The organism is Paenibacillus sp. 7516, from assembly GCF_002272715.1.
In the GTDB taxonomy this organism is placed as follows: domain Bacteria; phylum Bacillota; class Bacilli; order Paenibacillales; family Paenibacillaceae; genus Paenibacillus; species Paenibacillus illinoisensis_A.
The window spans coordinates 1-18,150 of sequence record NZ_NPBI01000025.1 but is presented as its reverse complement, the minus strand read 5'-3'; the positions used below and the strand labels follow the sequence as shown (position 1 = coordinate 18,150).

15 protein-coding genes are annotated in these 18,150 nt (G+C 47.6%); all 15 read right to left on the bottom strand.

From position 1 onward, the window contains the following. Nucleotides 1-7 precede the first annotated feature (7 nt). The 15 genes from CHI14_RS22040 to CHI14_RS21970 all read right to left on the bottom strand — a co-directional run bounded on the left by CHI14_RS22040 (nt 8) and on the right by CHI14_RS21970 (nt 17,572). Complete coding sequence (locus tag CHI14_RS22040; protein ID WP_095291333.1) at nt 8-1,135, bottom strand: glycosyltransferase family 4 protein; 1,128 nt, start codon at nt 1,133-1,135, stop codon at nt 8-10. 406 nt (nt 1,136-1,541) lie between these two features. Continuing rightward, nucleotides 1,542-2,300, bottom strand: a complete 759-nt coding sequence (locus tag CHI14_RS22035; protein WP_095291332.1) for a WecB/TagA/CpsF family glycosyltransferase — start codon at nt 2,298-2,300, stop codon at nt 1,542-1,544. 7 nt (nt 2,301-2,307) lie between these two features. Then, a complete protein-coding gene (csaB, locus tag CHI14_RS22030; RefSeq protein ID WP_095291330.1) occupies nt 2,308-3,477 on the bottom strand; it encodes a polysaccharide pyruvyl transferase CsaB in 1,170 nt (389 codons plus the stop codon). Further along, entirely contained in the window at nt 3,453-5,474 is a 2,022-nt protein-coding gene (locus CHI14_RS22025) for a DUF5693 family protein (RefSeq protein ID WP_095291476.1), read from the bottom strand. The genes csaB and CHI14_RS22025 overlap by 25 nt, the downstream gene beginning before the upstream one ends. Nucleotides 5,475-5,699: 225 nt before the next feature. After that, nucleotides 5,700-7,421 (bottom strand): phospho-sugar mutase, encoded by a 1,722-nt coding sequence (locus CHI14_RS22020; protein WP_095291328.1) that lies wholly within the window; start codon nt 7,419-7,421, stop codon nt 5,700-5,702. 106 nt (nt 7,422-7,527) lie between these two features. Then, a complete protein-coding gene (gene fabZ, locus CHI14_RS22015; RefSeq protein ID WP_095291326.1) occupies nt 7,528-7,959 on the bottom strand; it encodes a 3-hydroxyacyl-ACP dehydratase FabZ in 432 nt (143 codons plus the stop codon). A 468-nt stretch (nt 7,960-8,427) separates the two neighbouring features. After that, on the bottom strand, nt 8,428-8,655 hold the full coding sequence (locus tag CHI14_RS22010) for a DNA-directed RNA polymerase subunit beta (protein ID WP_095291325.1): 228 nt from the start codon (nt 8,653-8,655) through the stop codon (nt 8,428-8,430). An 11-nt stretch (nt 8,656-8,666) separates the two neighbouring features. Then, nucleotides 8,667-9,506 carry a flagellar hook-basal body protein gene (locus CHI14_RS22005; RefSeq protein ID WP_095291323.1) on the bottom strand — a complete coding sequence of 280 codons (840 nt, stop codon included), beginning with the start codon at nt 9,504-9,506 and terminating at the stop codon, nt 8,667-8,669. A 30-nt stretch (nt 9,507-9,536) separates the two neighbouring features. Then, on the bottom strand, nt 9,537-10,421 hold the full coding sequence (locus CHI14_RS22000; protein ID WP_095291321.1) for a flagellar hook-basal body protein: 885 nt from the start codon (nt 10,419-10,421) through the stop codon (nt 9,537-9,539). Nucleotides 10,422-10,523: 102 nt separating this feature from the next. Further along, nucleotides 10,524-11,522, bottom strand: coding sequence for a rod shape-determining protein (gene mreB, locus CHI14_RS21995; RefSeq protein ID WP_095291319.1), 999 nt, complete (start codon nt 11,520-11,522; stop codon nt 10,524-10,526). Between the two features lie 218 nt (nt 11,523-11,740). Then, complete coding sequence (gene spoIIID, locus CHI14_RS21990) at nt 11,741-12,028, bottom strand: sporulation transcriptional regulator SpoIIID (protein ID WP_024632710.1); 288 nt, start codon at nt 12,026-12,028, stop codon at nt 11,741-11,743. Between the two features lie 171 nt (nt 12,029-12,199). Then, a complete protein-coding gene (locus CHI14_RS21985; protein WP_095291317.1) occupies nt 12,200-12,934 on the bottom strand; it encodes a M23 family metallopeptidase in 735 nt (244 codons plus the stop codon). 769 nt (nt 12,935-13,703) lie between these two features. Continuing rightward, the gene (spoIID, locus tag CHI14_RS21980; RefSeq protein WP_095291316.1) at nt 13,704-15,050 is read right to left on the bottom strand and encodes a stage II sporulation protein D; all 1,347 of its coding nucleotides are present in this window, start codon (nt 15,048-15,050) and stop codon (nt 13,704-13,706) included. Nucleotides 15,051-15,450: 400 nt separating this feature from the next. After that, nucleotides 15,451-16,797 carry a UDP-N-acetylglucosamine 1-carboxyvinyltransferase gene (gene murA / locus CHI14_RS21975; RefSeq protein WP_095291314.1) on the bottom strand — a complete coding sequence of 449 codons (1,347 nt, stop codon included), beginning with the start codon at nt 16,795-16,797 and terminating at the stop codon, nt 15,451-15,453. 517 nt (nt 16,798-17,314) lie between these two features. Continuing rightward, complete coding sequence (locus CHI14_RS21970; protein WP_095291312.1) at nt 17,315-17,572, bottom strand: DUF1146 family protein; 258 nt, start codon at nt 17,570-17,572, stop codon at nt 17,315-17,317. Nucleotides 17,573-18,150 lie beyond the last annotated feature (578 nt).

Genomic DNA, 18,150 nt, shown 5'->3' with positions numbered 1-18,150 from the left:
TATCTATTTAGGATTTCGAGCGAGTCTCCGGATTAATTTTGACACGCATGCGCATCAGGAAATTAATAACCGGTCTTCTGGTTTTACTTACAAGTCCAATGACTTCTGCACCTACCTGGAGGAAGAACATCATGATACAGATCACGACAAATGTTACCCAGTTGGCTTCGAACATAGCTGCCGACGATTGAATGATCGCCAGTACACCGAAGAATGCGGCAATACCGTAGATGATCAGCACCGTCTGACGGTGGCTGAAACCAAGTTCACGCAGGCAGTGATGCAGGTGACCTTTGTCCGGTGAGAAAATCGGTTTCCGTTGTACCGCACGACGAATGATCGCGAAGAAGGTATCCGAGAGTGGTACACCGATAATGATCAGCGGCGTGATGAAGGACACGACAGCAATTTGTTTAAACCCAAGCATGGAGAGCATCGCCAGAGAGAAACCAAGGAATAGAGACCCCGTATCTCCCATGAAGATCTTGGCCGGGTGGAAGTTGAAGAACAGGAACCCGATAATGCTCCCCAGCAATACAAGACACATCAAGGCAATCATCATATTACCCATCAGGAAGGACATCACGGCAATCGTACCAATCGCAATACCGGATACACCGGCAGCAAGACCATCCAGACCATCAATAAGGTTAATCGCATTCGTCACACCAACAATCCACAGAATCGTCAGCGGAATGGATACCCAAGCTTCCAGTGAGGAATAAGAATCCTGAAAAGGAATGTTAACGAAATCCACTCGGATATTAAATCCGAATACGACTACAGCAGCAGCAACGAGCTGCCCAAGCAGTTTAACTTTGGCTGACAGTTCGAAACGGTCATCCAGTGCGCCAATCAGAACGATAATCGATCCACCGATCAGAAAAGCACTGACAAAGCTCATATCTCTTGTTGTAAACCATGCAGATACAAAAGGAAGAAGTGCAGCTACTGTAATTATAAAAGCAAGAAAGATTCCCAAACCACCGAGACGTGGCATGATCCGAGTGTGCACCTTACGTGCATTCGGTGTGTCCATTGCACCTATTTTAACCGCGAACTTTTTGACAAGCGGTGTCAGGGCAAGAGCCAGTCCCATCGACACGATAAATCCAATGATAAAGATCGCTACCATTTGAACATTCGACCCCCAATTATAATACCCATACGAAATTATAAATCCCCTGATCTCTTTTATATATATAAAGAAATATTTTTAGCCATATTTAATGAATACACTTGCACTACAACGGAGAAGTCAGAAATAACCTGTAGAAGCGTAGCGTTCGCCTAAAAGCTTTCTGAAGGAAAGCTACTTCGAAAGCATGAGCTATCACCGGATTTCTCCCTATCTAAAGGGAATAAAGAAATCTGGGGATAACAGCAATCGGAAGGTTGCCTTGCAATCGTAGTGCCAAGTGTAACAGTTTGATTCATTCTTGGCACACATGTAATCCGGAATGAATTATACGCTGATCACACGCGAAACGCCAACCTCAATTTTTAGCAAAAACGTGCATTTTTCTCGTAATAGCCTGTATTTAACGGGCTTTAGTCACGTTTTCTTTGTCCTGGATCACTTTAATCGCGAATTTTGGAAGCGCAAGCATGCGGCCTGCACGACTTGGTTCGCGGAGCAGTCGGTAAAACCACTCCAGTCTTAGCTTCTGGAACAGTTTTGGGGCACGTTTACTTTTGCCTGAAATGACATCAAAACTGCCGCCAACGCCCATGGTTACGGGAACCTGAAGCGCCTCCTTATACTTGTGAATCCAGGGCTCCTGCGTATCTGCGCCGCGTGCCACAAACAGCAGATCAGGTGCAGCTTCGCGAATGGAAGCCACCACCTCTTCGTCCTCAGCCGGGCCAAAATAACCGTCGCGATAGCCTACAATACGGATCGCCGGATATTGCTGTTGTAACCGAACTGCCGTTTCTTGAATCACCTCAGGGGTGGAACCGAGCAAATACACACCCCAGCGATAGTTTTCTCCAACCCGCAGCAATTCATGTAAAAGCTCAAATCCGGGTACTCGCTCTGCTACAGGATCACCACAATAATTGGCAGCCCACACGACACCTGTACCATCCGGTACAATCATTTCGGCAGACTGCATCACTTGCATCATAGACGGATTCTCCAATGCTGCCATCACCATGATCGGGTTCGCTGTAATGACCTGATGCGGCTTCTTCGACAACACGGCTTCCCGGAGAGTCTCCACCGTTTCTTTCATCGTCAGTTTGGAAAAAGGAATGCCATAGATCGAAACGGTAGGTATTGGTCCGGTCTGATTCATCTTTATCTCACCCTTTGCGGCCTAAATAGTTAATAATTTGCTGTGCAGGCACTCTGGCCTCCTGCTTCAGTTCGGTAATACGATCTTCGTTTTCCTTCAGCCACTGTGAACGTTGATCCAGCAGAGAGGCTACGCTCTTCGCCAGCTTGTCCCCATCGAGTGCAGTCGTGCTTCCTACGGGTTCACTATCCAGACGAAGCATGAACTGATCGATTTTGGGATCGTATGAGATGGCCACAGGTGGCACATACTGCGATGCAGCATAGATCAAACTGTGCAGACGCATGCCAATGACAACATCACACTTGCTGACTTCCTCCAGCATGAGCTGTGGATCAGTCAGATTCGGAGTTATGCTGACCAAACTGCCTTTACTGGTGACGTCTCCGAGCATCTCCATAATAAACCTAGAGGCCTGTTCGTCTTTAGGCAAATGAAATGGCATAAAACGCAGATGCACTGCTTTTTTGGCACATAGCTTTTTCAGTCCTGAGGCAATCGTCGTCAGTTCTTTCCGATCGGACTCCCAGAAACGCACGGATACACCGATGACCGGAAGCTTGGTTTGCCCAACAGATGAACCATTGCTTGATTGATCCGGCGCAGTCCCCGTCGTAAAATCCTTTTCCCTACTATCCGTAGGCAAAGGCAATCCCATAACCGGGTCTGGCACAACATGAATCTGATTCCACTGCAATCCAAGTCCGCGCAGATAATCAGCGGATTGTTCATCCCTCACCGATATATACTTACAACCCTTGAATACGGATCGGATCATTGGATTAAAGAATTTACGATTAACGGGCCCGATTCCCTGAGCATAAATAAACGTAGGTTTTTTCAGCCACTGGGCCAGCTTGATTACACCCAAATAGTAGGGAATGGATTTCAGTCCGGTTGCATCCTGCAGCAAGCTTCCGCCGCCGCTGATCAATCCGTCACTTTCCTTGATCGCTTCGCGAACTTCCTTCAATTTCATACGGTGAACGGAACGAACCCCATACATGGCGGTTGTCGACTCCGGATCGATGGAGAGCACGATCGGCTCAATGTTGACGCCAGATCTGTGACTCTCCTCTTCCAGTGCAGTTAGAATCGACTTAAGTACCGCTTCGTCTCCGCTATTGCGGAATCCGTAATATCCCGAGATGACTAACTTTTGAGAAGTGGTGACCATTTTTTCCAACATCCTTCCGCTACTTGCCACACACCCACAGCAATGATACCGAAGATTAAGCCAATTCCGAGTCCCATCACTCCGCGAATGAGAGATAATACAGCCGGTGTATGGATATGCGCGAACGTATCCACCATGGACAACTGTCCAATCGCTGCAATAATGAGTACAAAGATGACTTGACGATATTTTAAAGCGGCGAACACGCCAACGATAAACAGCGGGTGTCCCAGCACAAATTCTTTGAACCTTGGTCGTACGCCAAATGTATCTTCCAGCGTTGTACGCAGGAACATCTCAAATGGGGTTACTGAACCCGAGTTCCCTGTACGTGTCAAATAATAATATCCAGCTGCGGCTGCAATAACCGCCAGAACAACCATCAGAACATTAACCGGTGTACGCAGAATTCCTTTGAGCTGCTTAATGGAAATCGTACCCGATCCACGATAAAACAAGATATAAATAGCTACCAGTCCCATTGGAGCAAAGTGCAGCAGGCTCACACCCCTGAACTGGTTAATGACCAAACTATACGTAATGCTGTTGAGCAATGCGATCATAAATGGCACGGCAAGGAACGACAGAATCGACGTTCTTACATATAAGATCAACGTTTGTGCCAATCGACGACCCGCAGACGCATTGGGTTGACGCTGCTGCTGATAATTCACGGTTCTCACCGCAAGCACCATCGCGATGGTTGGTGCAGAGATCGCAACGAGCAAGGCAATCCCCTGCTCAAGCAAGGTCGGTCTCAGAAGGAACAAGCCCGCACTTCCAACCAAACCTAATACAAACACAAGCAAGGTCAACAGTGGTACGAAGTATGACACCATCAAGGTAATCATGGCAATTGCACCAACTAGCGCAACCAGCTTGGCATAACGCTGAATCGAAGATTCTTTTACTGTAAATGCTTCAGCCTGTCCCAGCTCGAATCCGCGCTTCTCCATGCGTTCAATGGCATGCCCTGGCTCACCCAGACTGTTAATCAGGTTCTCAATCGGATCCGTAATCATGGCTTTGGCCGTATTCCGGCTAGGCCCTGCATTCAAATAAAGCATGCGGATGTTACGGTCCTTGGTAGCGAGCACAAAACGGTCCGCAATGACATCTACATCCAGATTGGCGTCTCCTTCACTTAACGAATACAAACGAGCAACATTGTAGTCCGTTTTGTAGGCAAGGGTTTCAAATCCGGATTGAGGTTTCTTCAAGTTTTCAATCGCTGCAAGTCCAATGTCATGTTTGTTCAACAATTGTGCGAATTGATCGAGACTCTTCATTTCCGCATTATCATTGTACCCTTTCACTGCATCGCCATCAAACAGGATGCGCTTTACGCCATTCTCTTCGAAGAAGGTAAGCAGGCGTTCCATGGACTCCTGGCTGTATGGCACGCTATCTGCAATCCTTGGCAAAATGTAAAATCCTTTATCACGCAGCATTTTGATCGCAACCGGATCAGGCTGCATTGGCTGCATGTTGGCATTCTCCGGAGGAGTCTGCAAAATCAAGCCGCTTCGACCTTCAAATTCCCATGGTACCACCGGAATCTGACGATCCGCGAACGTTTGTTCAATGATGGGTGTATACGTTTGGGCATTTTCTTCGGATGTGAACAACACATACGTGAAGTTCTCGTTAGGAGAAACCACGTTCTGCGTCAGGTTAGCAACATCCTGCCCGTTATATACGGTCAGTTTCCGTGACTTTCTAAGCTCATCCAGTGTACTTTCGAATACGGCCATCGTTGTTACGCCGGCATCTTTCAGACGAGTCAATTGCTCATTCATAAAATCTTGGGGATGGGCTTGATAAGCCGATATATCCAACAGACCTCTATAATTGAATACAAGCTCCACCTTTTTGGCAGACGATTCCGTCTGTACCCGATCACTGATGACAGGGATGGAAGCGATCAGTCCTATAATGACAACAAGCCACAGCCACTTCCGGGAAGCGGTATTCCAATAAAGCCATTTTTGACGCACTACATGTACCTCCTCAAGTGTTGGAACCAAATCCACGTTCAGCTCAAGTAATTCATTCAAATAATTAACGGGTATATACACAGCTTGTGTCAACAAGCCTCCGAATATCCGATCAATCTGTTTCAACCTCTGCAAAAATCACACCTAAAAGAAAAGCCCCTCCGCCAACCAACCTTACGGTGCGGAGAGGCTTTTAACCATTCGTGCTTCGTACAACAATCGTACTTATTGTGCGTCTACTCGCGACATTACCGCGGAAGACAAACGTTCAATGCGACCTTCCGCATCTTCCAGGCTCTCACCACGTACTGCGAAGTACACTTTGATCTTCGGCTCTGTACCGGAAGGACGCAGGCAGAACCATGATCCATCTGCCAAAATGAACTTCAGGACGTTTTCTTTTGGCAAGCCATCCAGACCAAGAGAGTAATCAAGCACATCTTGTACCGCGATGCCCGCTACTTCTTGTGGCGGATTGGAACGCCAATCCGTCATTTTCGCTTGGATTTGCGCTACGCCATCCTTGCCTTTCAGCGTACGGGACTCCAGCTTCTCCAGGAAATAACCGAACTGGCTATAGAGCTCCTGCAGGACATCATACAGCGTTTTACCTTGGTTTTTGTAATATGCAGCAGCTTCTGCAATGAGCATCGAAGCCAGGATGGCATCTTTGTCACGGGCGTAGCTGCCTGCCAGGTAGCCATAACTCTCTTCATATCCGAACAAGAATGTATGACTTCCGGTTGCTTCGAACTGGTTCATTTTTTCACCGATATATTTGAAGCCTGTCAGGGTGTTCATCACTTCTGCACCGTAATGCTCTGCAATGACCGCGCCCATCTCGCTCGTTACAATCGTTTTGACAACTGCGCTGTTGCTTGGCAGCTTGCCTGTCTCTTGCAGACGGCTCAGCACATAGTGCACCATGATCGCACCGGATTGGTTACCAGACAGTACGAAGTACTTGCCATCATTGTCTTTCACAACTGCACCCATGCGGTCTGCATCCGGGTCCGTACCAATCAGAATGTCAGCACCTACGGATTCACCCAGTTTCATGGCAAGTGTGAATGCTTCGCGTTCTTCCGGGTTAGGAGACTTCACGGTGGAGAATTCAGCATCCGGCTGTTCCTGTTCTGCTACAACATGTACCTGCTCAAAACCGATCTGTTCCAACACACGACGAACCGGAATGTTTCCTGTGCCATGCAGTGGAGTAAAGACGATTTTGAAGTCACGGCCTACGCCTGATTGAATCAGATCACGACTCAGACTTACGCTGGCAACCGTATCGACAAATGCCTGATCTTCCTCTTCCCCCAGCCATACCAGCAGGCCTTGTGCTTCAGCTTCTTCTTGGGTCAGCTTTTTCACATCGGCAAGGGAAGGAACTTCCTGAATGTATTGGATAACTTTCTCCGCTTCGTGTGGTACCAGTTGGCCACCTTCATGGTTGTACACTTTGTATCCGTTATATTCCGGTGGGTTATGACTTGCCGTTACCACAATACCGCCCGTCGCTTGCAAGTGACGCACACTGAAGGACAGCTGCGGCGTAGGGCGCAGGGATGTGAACAGCTTGGCTACAATGCCGTTTCCGGCAAGAACCAACGCAGCATCCAGCGTAAATTCAGGCGAGTAGTGACGGGAGTCATGGGCAATCACTACAGAAGGTCTACCTTCCTTGTCCCCATGCTGTTCGATCAGATAACGTGCAAAACCTTGAGTCGCCCGACCAACGGTGTACTTGTTCATCCGGTTGCTTCCGGCGCCAATGACCCCGCGCAATCCACCTGTACCAAACTCCAGATTTCGATAGAAACGATCCTCCAGCTCTTTCGGCTGATCCTGCAAATCACGAAGCTCCTGTTTCGTCGCTTCATCAATCGAAGCATCCTCCAACCACTGCTGTAACGTCTCTGCTGCTGTTCCGCTTAACTGTTCCATTCCTATAAACCCCTTCCGTCTATATAAATTCAATGGTTTGCTGAGCTGCTTCAGCATTTTGCATCAATCCGTTATATACACACTGATGCAAATGCTACGGTTGTAATCAGCTTGGGTCAGACAGTGCAAACATAATTTCGCCTTCAGCGACGACTTTGTCTTCCACACGTGCTGTCGCTTTGCCTTTACCGATCGAACCCTTCAGACGTGTAATTTCCACTTCCAGCATCAACGTATCTCCGGGCACAACTTGTCCACGGAATCGGAAATTATCCAGTCCCGCCAAAAAGCCGATTTTGCCTTTATTGCTCTCCACGTTAAGAATCGCTGCTGCGCCTACTTGAGCCAGTGCTTCGGTGATCAACACCCCTGGCATTACCGGATATTCCGGGAAATGACCGATGAAGAACGGTTCGTTAATCGTGACGTTCTTCAGACCAACGGCGCGTTTGCCGTCCTCCATTTCTACAATCTTGTCCACCAGCAGAAACGGGGGACGGTGCGGGATAATGGCTTGAATCTGTTTGCTATCGAGCACAGTGTAATCTCCTTTCAAGGTCATTTATATGTGAATCATTCCCTACATAATTGCTTGTCTGCGCGGTGGACGTTACGGTTACGGATCGTTCTTCCGATCGCTGTTGTCTCCAAATTTTCTCGATTCATTTTTTGAAGGTAAAAATTTGGAGACAAAGGCGAACGCTTCGCTTCTTCAGAATCGATTCCGTCCCCTCCACTACGTCGCTAAAACAAAACCATTATGCTAAATGCATTACATATAAATGGGTTATTTTTTATTTGGTATGAAAAACGCATTTTCGGTTAACACTACTAATATCCTTCATGACTGCAGTAGTGAAGGTTGAGATAAGGGGTCTCTCTTCGCGATGACAATCGTCTTTCGCAGGGGAGGCCTCTTTTGACGTCAAACGTCATCCATCATTATACTGTTTTCAACGCGAAAAAGAAAACTCCTGCCTGCGCAGGAGTTTTCGCTATTTCACGATCATGAAGCGAACACCAGATCATATACATGTTTCCAGGTACTCCACTGGAACACGGAGCCAATATCCTGTTTGCCCAGTACCACATAACCAGCGACCATGCCGCCAGCGAGGGCAAGAACAAGCAAGACCGGGATCAGGAACCATCTGGCGACGCGCCATCCACTCTTTTTCTTCTTCTTGACTTCCTTCTTCTCCGGCTTGCTGTTCTGCTTCTGTGTATCTGTCATCGCATTCACCTTTATGCTCTTATAGTGTTGGCAAGACCTGCCATCGAATCACTTGATGTCAGTGCACGTGCTGCCAGCTGATAGGTCCGCTGTCCTTGCATCAATAGTGCCATCTCCTGTGTCAGATCCACGTTGGATTGCTCCAGATAGCCTGCACGAATCGTAGCTGCCGCATCACGTGTAGCCGCATTAGCGCCAAACACATCATCCTCGGTCAATCCGGCATCCAGACCAAACAGATTATCTGCGTATTGCACAAGTCCTTCCGGACGTTCGATGTCTACAAGCTGCAGCTGGGCTCCAATCGTTGCATTGGCTTCATTGCCGCGACGGATCAATAGATTACCCTTCTCGTCGAAGGCCACTTTACTATTGTTCGGAGCCGTAATCCGGTTACCTTGACGATCAAGCGCGAAGTAGCCTTCCCCATTAACCAGCACCATCATCTGAGGTGCATTGGGGTTCGGGTTAGGTGTTGGATCAGGGACAAAATGGAATGCTCCCTGACGTGTCCACATTTTCTGACCATTCGCTTCAACGGCAAACATCGCGTTGCCTTCGATGGCCAAATCCGTTGGACTGCCTGTCTCATTCAGTGTCCCCTGAGACATATCCTTCGTCACACTCGTCAAACGGGCACCAAATCCCAGATTATATCCCATTGGGGTGGAACGTCCATCGAGCTTATACTTGTCCGGTTGCTGCTGCACCCGGGTTAGTACATCCTCGAACGCCGCCTGCTTGCTTTTATAGCCTGCCGTATTCACGTTGGCAATATTATCGGAAATGACATCCAGACGTTGCTGTATCGCGGTCATCGAGACCTTCGCACTAATCATGGAATTATTCATTTAGTAAATCATCCTCTCTATTGCCGCGCGTTATACACGACCTACATCATTGACAGCTTTGTCCAAACTTCGATCATAGAACTGCACTACCTTCTGATTCGCTTCATACGCACGATAAGCGGCATTCATATCCACCGTAGCTTGAGAAGCATCCACATTCGATCCTTCCAGGTAGCCCTGACGGATCTGCACATTATCTCCCGCAGCCATCATTCGCGCTGTAGCACCTTCCTGGTCATACAGACTAAAATTACCGTCACCCTGACGAACCAGTTGGTTAGGCTGATCAATGACGCTGATTCCAAGCGTAACCCCCGTCGGTGCACCCGTGACTGCATCCACAAGACGGCCTTGCTCATCCACTTTAAATTGGTCCACTGAGCCTGTCAACACAACAGGCTGTCCATTATTATCCAGAACCTGCGCTCCTGTTGAGCTTAATAGTTCTCCTGTTCCGGTAACCTGGAAGTGACCATCACGTGTATATCTTGTATTGCCTTCCGCATCACGCACCGTAAAATACGCTTGAGGCTGATAGATCTCCGTGCCATCAGCTCGTACAAATTTGCCCGAACCGTCAAAAGCGACAGGTTGTCCCGTCTGCGGATCATTTATGGACAGATTGGACGAGATGGCAAAGTCACTCTTCTGCCCACTTTCCATAATCGCCCCCTGCAAATTCATGGACAAACTCTCTTCCGCGAACACCCCTGTGTTCAGCTTGCCCAGCCGCTTCGTCGGAACATTGGCATCTCCACCGACCAACGTAATGAGCATTTCGGGGAAGGAACGGCTTACACTGTTCACTTGTTTATATCCCGTCGTGTTCGCATTAACAATATTTTGAGTCGCTGTATCATGGCGGCGTTGTTGCGTAATCATTCCCGCGGTAGCGGTGTACAAACCTCTTAGCATGAATAAACCCCTCTCCTCAAGCGCTTGTCCTGCACGGCAGGATCATTGCTTGTCCGTTCTGTTCCCGAGCGTAGGCGAACCTTTGATATTTATATCGGCAGATCAGAACTTTTTCTTAACCACTTGATCCAAATTATTGAGCATAATGCCTGTCCCTTTTACGACACAATGCATCGGATCCTCTGCAACCCATACCGGTACATGCAGTTCATTGGACAACAGCTCGTCCAGCCCATTAAGCAATGCGCCTCCGCCTGTCAGCACGACACCCCGGTCAATAATATCTGCCGACAGCTCTGGTGGCGTCCGCTCCAATACCGATTTTGCTGCAACGATAATGGATTGCACGGAATCCCATAGCGCTTCCTGTACTTCACTTCCCGACACCGTTACCGTAACAGGCAATCCGGATACCATATCCCGTCCACGAATGTCCATCTCGGTTTGACGTCCAGCCGGGTTCACGGAACCAATCGCAATCTTCAGATCCTCGGCCGTGCGTTCACCGATCATGAGTTTGTACTTGGCTTTGATAAACTTGATAATCGCTTCGTCGAACTTGTCCCCTGCGACTTTAATAGAAGAGGCGGTGACTACGTCGCCCATAGACAGGACTGCAACGTCAGTCGTTCCGCCGCCGATATCCACGACCATATTGCCGCTCGGCTGAAAAATATCCATTCCTGCACCAATGGCTGCCGCTTTTGGCTCTTCTTCCAAAAATACTTCTTTGGCACCGCTGCGCTCCGCAGCCTCACGGATAGCCTTCTGCTCCACGGAAGTAATATTCGTCGGTGCACAGATCAGAATACGCGGGTGGCTGTACCAGCTTCTCGCCCCCACACGGTTAATGAAATGTCTGAGCATCGCTTCCGTAATTTCGAAGTCCGCAATAACGCCGTCACGCAGCGGTCGGATGGCAACAATGTTACCCGGAGTACGCCCCACCATACGACGCGCTTCTTCCCCAACAGCAAGGACCCGCTTCGTATCGCTTTCAATGGTCACGACGGAAGGTTCATCGAGGACAACCCCACTTCCTTTCACGTGAATAAGCACGTTCGCCGTGCCAAGATCAATACCGATATCCTTGCTTAACATAAAAGAGCCCCCAAAGTGATATTATTTGGTCAGCGTATCCTGTGAAAAAGAGTCCCTTATCACGTCACCGCTCGTTCGACAAAGTGCAACATATATATGTAAAAATCGGGCTGATAAGATGTCATAATTCGATCCTGTACCAGCTTTTAACATATCATACTTCAGGGGAGGGATTCAATCCATGTGTGAGCTTTTTGGCCTACGTCTTTTCGCGATGGTTACGATTTAGCGGAAGCCAGTACTTCACGCTTTTTACCGCTTGTTTTTTTGTATTTGATTTTGGTGGCTTCGCCGCCCCGCAAGTGGCGGATGGACTTGTGGTACTCCAGGATATGTTTCACCTGGTCAGCAAGATCAGGGTTGATTTCCGGCAGACGCTCCGTCAGGTCCTTATGCACAGTACTCTTTGACACGCCGAACTCTTTGGCAATGGTACGGACCGTATTCCTCGTCTCGACAATGCAGCGACCTATTTTTATGGTCCGTTCCTTGATGTAATCGTGCACGCTCCCGCCTCCCTACTGTGTGGATAGTTTGGTACATTATATGAGGAGCATGCCTATATATTCGCGGTTTAGAGGTGTGACAAGCTTCGGAGGTCCCAATAATTTCTGAAAAGCACAAAAAAGAGCAGAGGGGATTCCCCTCTGCCCTTTTTATTCTGCGTTAAAAATCATTTATTTTTCCGGAAGATATCCTTGCGGGTTAACCGGTTGACCGTCTTCGTATACTTCGAAGTGCAGGTGGTTGCCGAGCGTTTTTTCCAGTTCATTTACGCCAGCGGATGCAATCGCATCTCCCTGTTTCACTTCATCATCCTGTTTCACTTTGACGTCAGACAGGCTTTGGTATACGGTTTTGAGGTTATCACTGTGTGTGATTTCCACAACTTGACCCGTCAGCGGATTTTGCTCCACCCGTGTCACTTTACCGCCGAGTGCTGCTTTTACTTCAAATGATTTGTTATCCCCACGCGCCAGGTCTACGCCTGTGTTCGGAATAAACGTATCGTTGTACTGCACCATTGCGGCTTCATGTTCTTCGGTAGAGCCTTCGTTCTCATAGAAGGGTTTAACAACAGAGATTTCCGACGGACTTGCTACTGGCCATGCAAAACTTTCCGACTGGGCGACAACTTCCACACTTTCTTCTCCACCAACTGCTGTTTCTTCTGTACCCGATGCTCCTGTTTCTACTACTCCACTAGCAGGATCGGAGTTCAGCGTTTTCTCGCCTGTACCCTGATAGACCCACACTAATGTTAGTATAATGCCTGCTGCTGCGATGTAGGCTGCCGGGAAGACCCAACGTTTGGACATTGCTCTTTTCCATGAAGAGGGCTGGCTGGCCGGTACTCCTTGAGTTGTTTTAGGAGTTTCTTCTTGGACTGTTTTTTTGTTTTGTTCATTCATCTTGATCACCTCAGTAACAAGTGTTACCGGGTGCAACTCTTTTATACACGCGCGACTCTAATTTTTTTCACGGAGGTTTCAGAGAGTGCTATATAAGATTGATTGGAGTTGCACTGAGCCACTCCGCGCGCAGAACAACCTTTCGACCGCTGTTACTCCCAGATTTTTTCTATCACCTTCTTAAAAGGTAAAATCCGGGAGTAAAGGCGGACGCTTCGCTTCTACAGGTCTTTTCTGCGCTCTCCGTTCCGGTGTAACTATGGTTCAGACTGATATAGCCAAGTCTTAAAAGCTCCGGAATGGGTGGTTGGTAGAGAAGCCCGGATGGGCTGTATTGGCCAATCCTTCTCTAAAGTGAGTTTATCGGCTGAAAGTGACACGACACGATATAGGATGTAATTGGATTAACCAGCTTATTGTGCTCTAGACTCTAACGAACCCAAGTGGCCTTAATAGCAAAAAATTCGCATCTTTGGAATTCTAACGAATCGTTGATACTCTAATTCTCCTTGGACGCTATTAGTGGGTTTAATTCGGTGATATTTCTTGATATAACATGTCTGAGATTCGGTAAAGTTTCCAATTGAATGATATGGCCTAATATGGTATCTCAGATTCGTTAGAGTCAATGGGTATAAGAGGCACAGCCTAACCTACTCATCTCCGTACACTTCAATTCATTCAATTCATTGGGATTAACTCGCATTTATTCGGATATATCCGGATCCATTCAGATTGATTCGCATTTATTCATCCGTCATGATGTCTCTTATTTCGAGGCCAGCATCTTCGATGCCTGTCCAAAGGATATACCTGTATAGTAGTGTTTCAAAATCTGTGTCGCGGTGTGTCCCTCCTGCGCCATGCCATTCGCTCCCCACTGGCTCATACCCACACCATGTCCGTAACCGTAGGTCGTAATCTGCACCTCGTCACCCTCTGTCGTCCAGCTGAATTGACTGGATCTCAATCCAAGCAGCTTGCGCACCTCTGGTCCACTGAAAGTCGAACCTGCGATCTGCATTTCCTTAATCCGGTGACCTTCTGTTGTAGAGAGTACTTCCATCCAGGAGCCACCTTCCTGGGCAGTGACCGGGATAGCACTGGCACTCAAATTCAGCTTCTGGAGAATTTCGCTGCGTTTCATTGTGACGGTCTCCTTGAATCCCGGGGCTAACTTCTGATCCCATGGACTCGCTACACTTTTCAAATAGGGTACGACATTTCCCCATACATCCTCAGCGTTCTCCGTATAACCGTTACTTGTAGAAAAAAAGGATGCGGTAATGGCCTTACCCTGATATGTCATCACGGCATCCCGGCTTTCGCGGATGGCCTGCTGTAACTTCTCCCATTCTTCGGCTTTCCCCAACCGTGTCCACTCCTTCTCCACCTGATCCGGTGGAAGAAACACCTGATGACTAACCGTATCCGTTACATCTGCATCACCTGAAGGTACACCGCTGGTATCGTTTGCTGCCAGCCTTCTGACGATAAAGGTCCGTGCGGCAATGGCCTGTGCCTTCAGTGCCTCAAGCCTGAACTCGGCAGGCATCTCTGCAGCAACAACACCCGTCACGTACTCCTCAAGCGGAAGATTCATTGTTGTTCCCGTTGCAGACAGATACACTCTTACATTGGGTTCTGGGTATGTCACTGGCACAGCTGGGGCAGGGACGGTGTTCGTTACACTGCCTGTTGATGGTGCAACAGGGATCGGTTTCACCGGATCACTCGTCCGGGGCCACACTAATATAGCAGGGATCAGGAGCGCCAAGGCCAAGAGCCCTGATACAGCAGCAGCTGGTTGCCAGCGCCTGGTTCCGCTTGACCACCTGCGTCCTCTTCCAAATGTCCTCATCCTACGTCTCTTTACTGGGCGGAACTGATCCAGTTCTATGACCGGTCCGCGGATTCCCCTTGACTCACGCTCAGACTGGTCTGATGCTCCTGTTGGTTTTGGATTGATTGTTCTTTTGGCTTCTGCAGATGAATTTCTGGTATTCATCGCTGCGAGCTTGTCTTTCTCCATTCCGGCATCCGAAGTCTGCTTGGACTCCTCCATCATTGGACGGGGGACAAGGGGCACCTTAACCTGTATACGAGCTTCTTTCATTTCGACATACCCTCCGTTGTACATAGGCCGTCATAGACCGGTCCTTTTGTTCAAATCCATAGTTTAGGGTATGAGCTGTTTCGATCTGATAGAACCTGATTTGAGAGAAAGAAAGAGCTTCTGGTTCTTTTTAATGTTAGATTAACATTGCTCTGCTATAGTGGATAAACCGCCGCTATACCGCCATTTCCGTCATGCCTAACCATGCACTGCATTCTCTATTGATGTTCTTTTATTCCATTGTATATATTCAAAAGTTGGACCCACAGTTCTTCCATTAGGACCAGCTATTAATAGAATCAGGTACTGAATTGTTGGCCATACTTTACTAGTATAGTGTCAAAAAAGGGCATTAAAAAAAGCCAAGCCAGATGGCTTAGCTTTTTACTAATCACATGATTTAAGCCCAAGTCGGTTGTACCTTGAACATCGGCACTTCTTCCTCAGCTTTTTCGGTTGCAGGCTTAGCTGCGTCCAGTTTCGGTTCTTCAACCGAAATACGGTAAATGTCGGCTCCCAGTCCATTTAGCTTTTCAGCCAGGTGAACGTAGCCACGGTCTATGTGATGAACACCGCCGACTTCAGTTGTGCCTTCAGCAACCAGACCCGCAATAATGAGTGCAGCACCCGCACGCAAATCGGTAGCTGTAACTTTGGCACCCTTCAGTTTCGCATTACCGGTAATGATGGACGAACGGCCTTCCACTTTGATCTCCGCATTCATCAACTGGAATTCATCCACATGCATGAAGCGATTCTCAAACACCGTCTCTGTTACGACACTTGTTCCTTCTGATGCCAGCAAGAGCGCCATCATCTGGGACTGCATGTCAGTAGGGAATCCAGGGTATGGTAATGTTTTCACATCTACTGCCTTGAGTGGACGGTCCGCAATGACACGTACCCCATTCTCATCTGGCAGGATGGTCACTCCCATCTCTTCCATCTTGGCAATAACCGAACCCAAATGATCGGAGATTGCACCTTCGATGTACACGTCGCCACCAGAAATTGCAGCAGCAGCCATGTAAGTACCCGCTTCTACCCGGTCAGGAATCACCGTGTGCTTCACTCCAGTGAGTTTCTCCACACCTTCGATGCGAATAACTCCTGTACCTGCACCACGGACTTTGGCACCCATTCCGTTAAGGAAGTTGGCCAGATCCACAATCTCAGGTTCTTTTGCTGCGTTTTCCAGCACAGTTACACCTTCAGCCAGCGTTGCAGCCATCATAATATTTTGAGTAGCTCCTACGGAGGCTACATCCAGATAAATTTTTGCACCACGCAACCTTCCTTGGCTGCGAGCTTCGATATAGCCTTGGCCCAAGCTGATCTCGGCACCCATGGCTTCAAAACCTTTCAAATGCTGATCAATCGGCCGTGTTCCGATGGCACATCCACCAGGAAGCGAAATTCTTGTATGACCCATACGCGTCAATAAAGGCCCCATGACCAGAAAAGACGCCCGCATTTTACTTACCCATTCATACGGGGCTTCGCAGGAAGTAAGTTTTTCCGCATTCACGGTAATCACTTCGTCCCGGTATGTAACACCCGCTCCCAGCGATTCCAACACTTTGTTAATCGTCATCACATCGTCTAGAGGAGGCGCGTCAATAATAACGCTTTGTCCTTCTTCCCCTAGTAGAGAGGCAGCGATGATCGGAAGAACAGAATTTTTAGCGCCGCTAACTTTGACACTTCCGGTCAACCTTTTGCCACCGCGGACGATAAATTTGCTCATCATGGTTCCCTCCGCGCTTTTATTCCCTTTTCTTCATTCCGGAATACGTAAGCCCTCTGTGTTAGAAAGGACTGTTGCTGTGTGTGGAATTTCGACATTGCCCGGCAAAAAACGCCTGATGTCTGTTCAGAAAAGAATTGGTTTATAATCCAAAATTGATGATAACACTTGCCGTGCTGATTGCCTGCAAACTTGTAATTAAGGCCTACAGGTCAGCAAAACACCAGGACAGACGGATTGGGATAATTATTAGCCGGTAAACTACCGGGGATCCCGTTTATAACCTCAGGTTAAAGTGAACAATTGTTAATTCCCTAACTTCCATCATAACATTTTTGAATTGTACGATACAAGCATTTTTACATAAAACATCTCAATCCAACCAATTACATGTCACACATTTTTCTTAATTGTTAACAGGTTGGTCATACTCTAATTGTTGACACAATCAATCGATGTTATTCGACAATCAGCCTGCATGAAGAACCTAACAGATGATTAACCAACCATCTCAACATTAAAACAAATGACGCAGCATTTGGGTCCATGATAAATAATCAATAACAAACCCGGATACGGCATGACCCAGAATAATGGCAAGCAGCAAATGCAGCAACCTTCCTTGGGCACCCTTCGGCTGTCTGATAATCAGATCAAGCTTCAGGTTCTGCAGCGCCCACCAAGCGAGTGCTATGCACAATAGCGAGACAACAATCGAAACTAACCCATTTGTGCTTAATGACTGGTTCAACTGATTCGTCAGATCAATATCCATATATTCATTACCTCCACATTTGTTGCAGCAACCAGCGTAATTTTGCTTGTCATCCTAATTAAAAGTCATAAGAATGGTTTGTTCCAGCACAACACAACTGATTCACCGCTGAAGTATCCCATATGGAGATCCTTCGTGTTGCCCTTTCATCGAGCAGCACAATCTGGCTGTGAATGATCATGGAATTCATCTTCGCAGCTGCAATCTCTGCTGACTCTATGGAATATAGGCTCTTTTATCATACATTGTCAATTACATTGATTTCCACTTTGAAAATATTTTAATTTTAAACCATCGGGATTTTGTGACTAAAACGACATAAAAGAGCGCTATTTCGATATCGATCTTGTCATTTCCTCGGAAATAATTTGGTTTGAACTGGTCAAAAATGGGTCTATTAGTGGTAACTATCACCACTACTATAGTCCTATACTATATTCAATATCACACGAACGGTGATCATTGTTTACAAAAATTAACGGATAATCTACATAAAATCATCCAATAAATCACGATTACTTCACATAAATATGGAAGTCATTTCTGCGAAACACAGCAAAAAAGCCCGGCAGACCAAG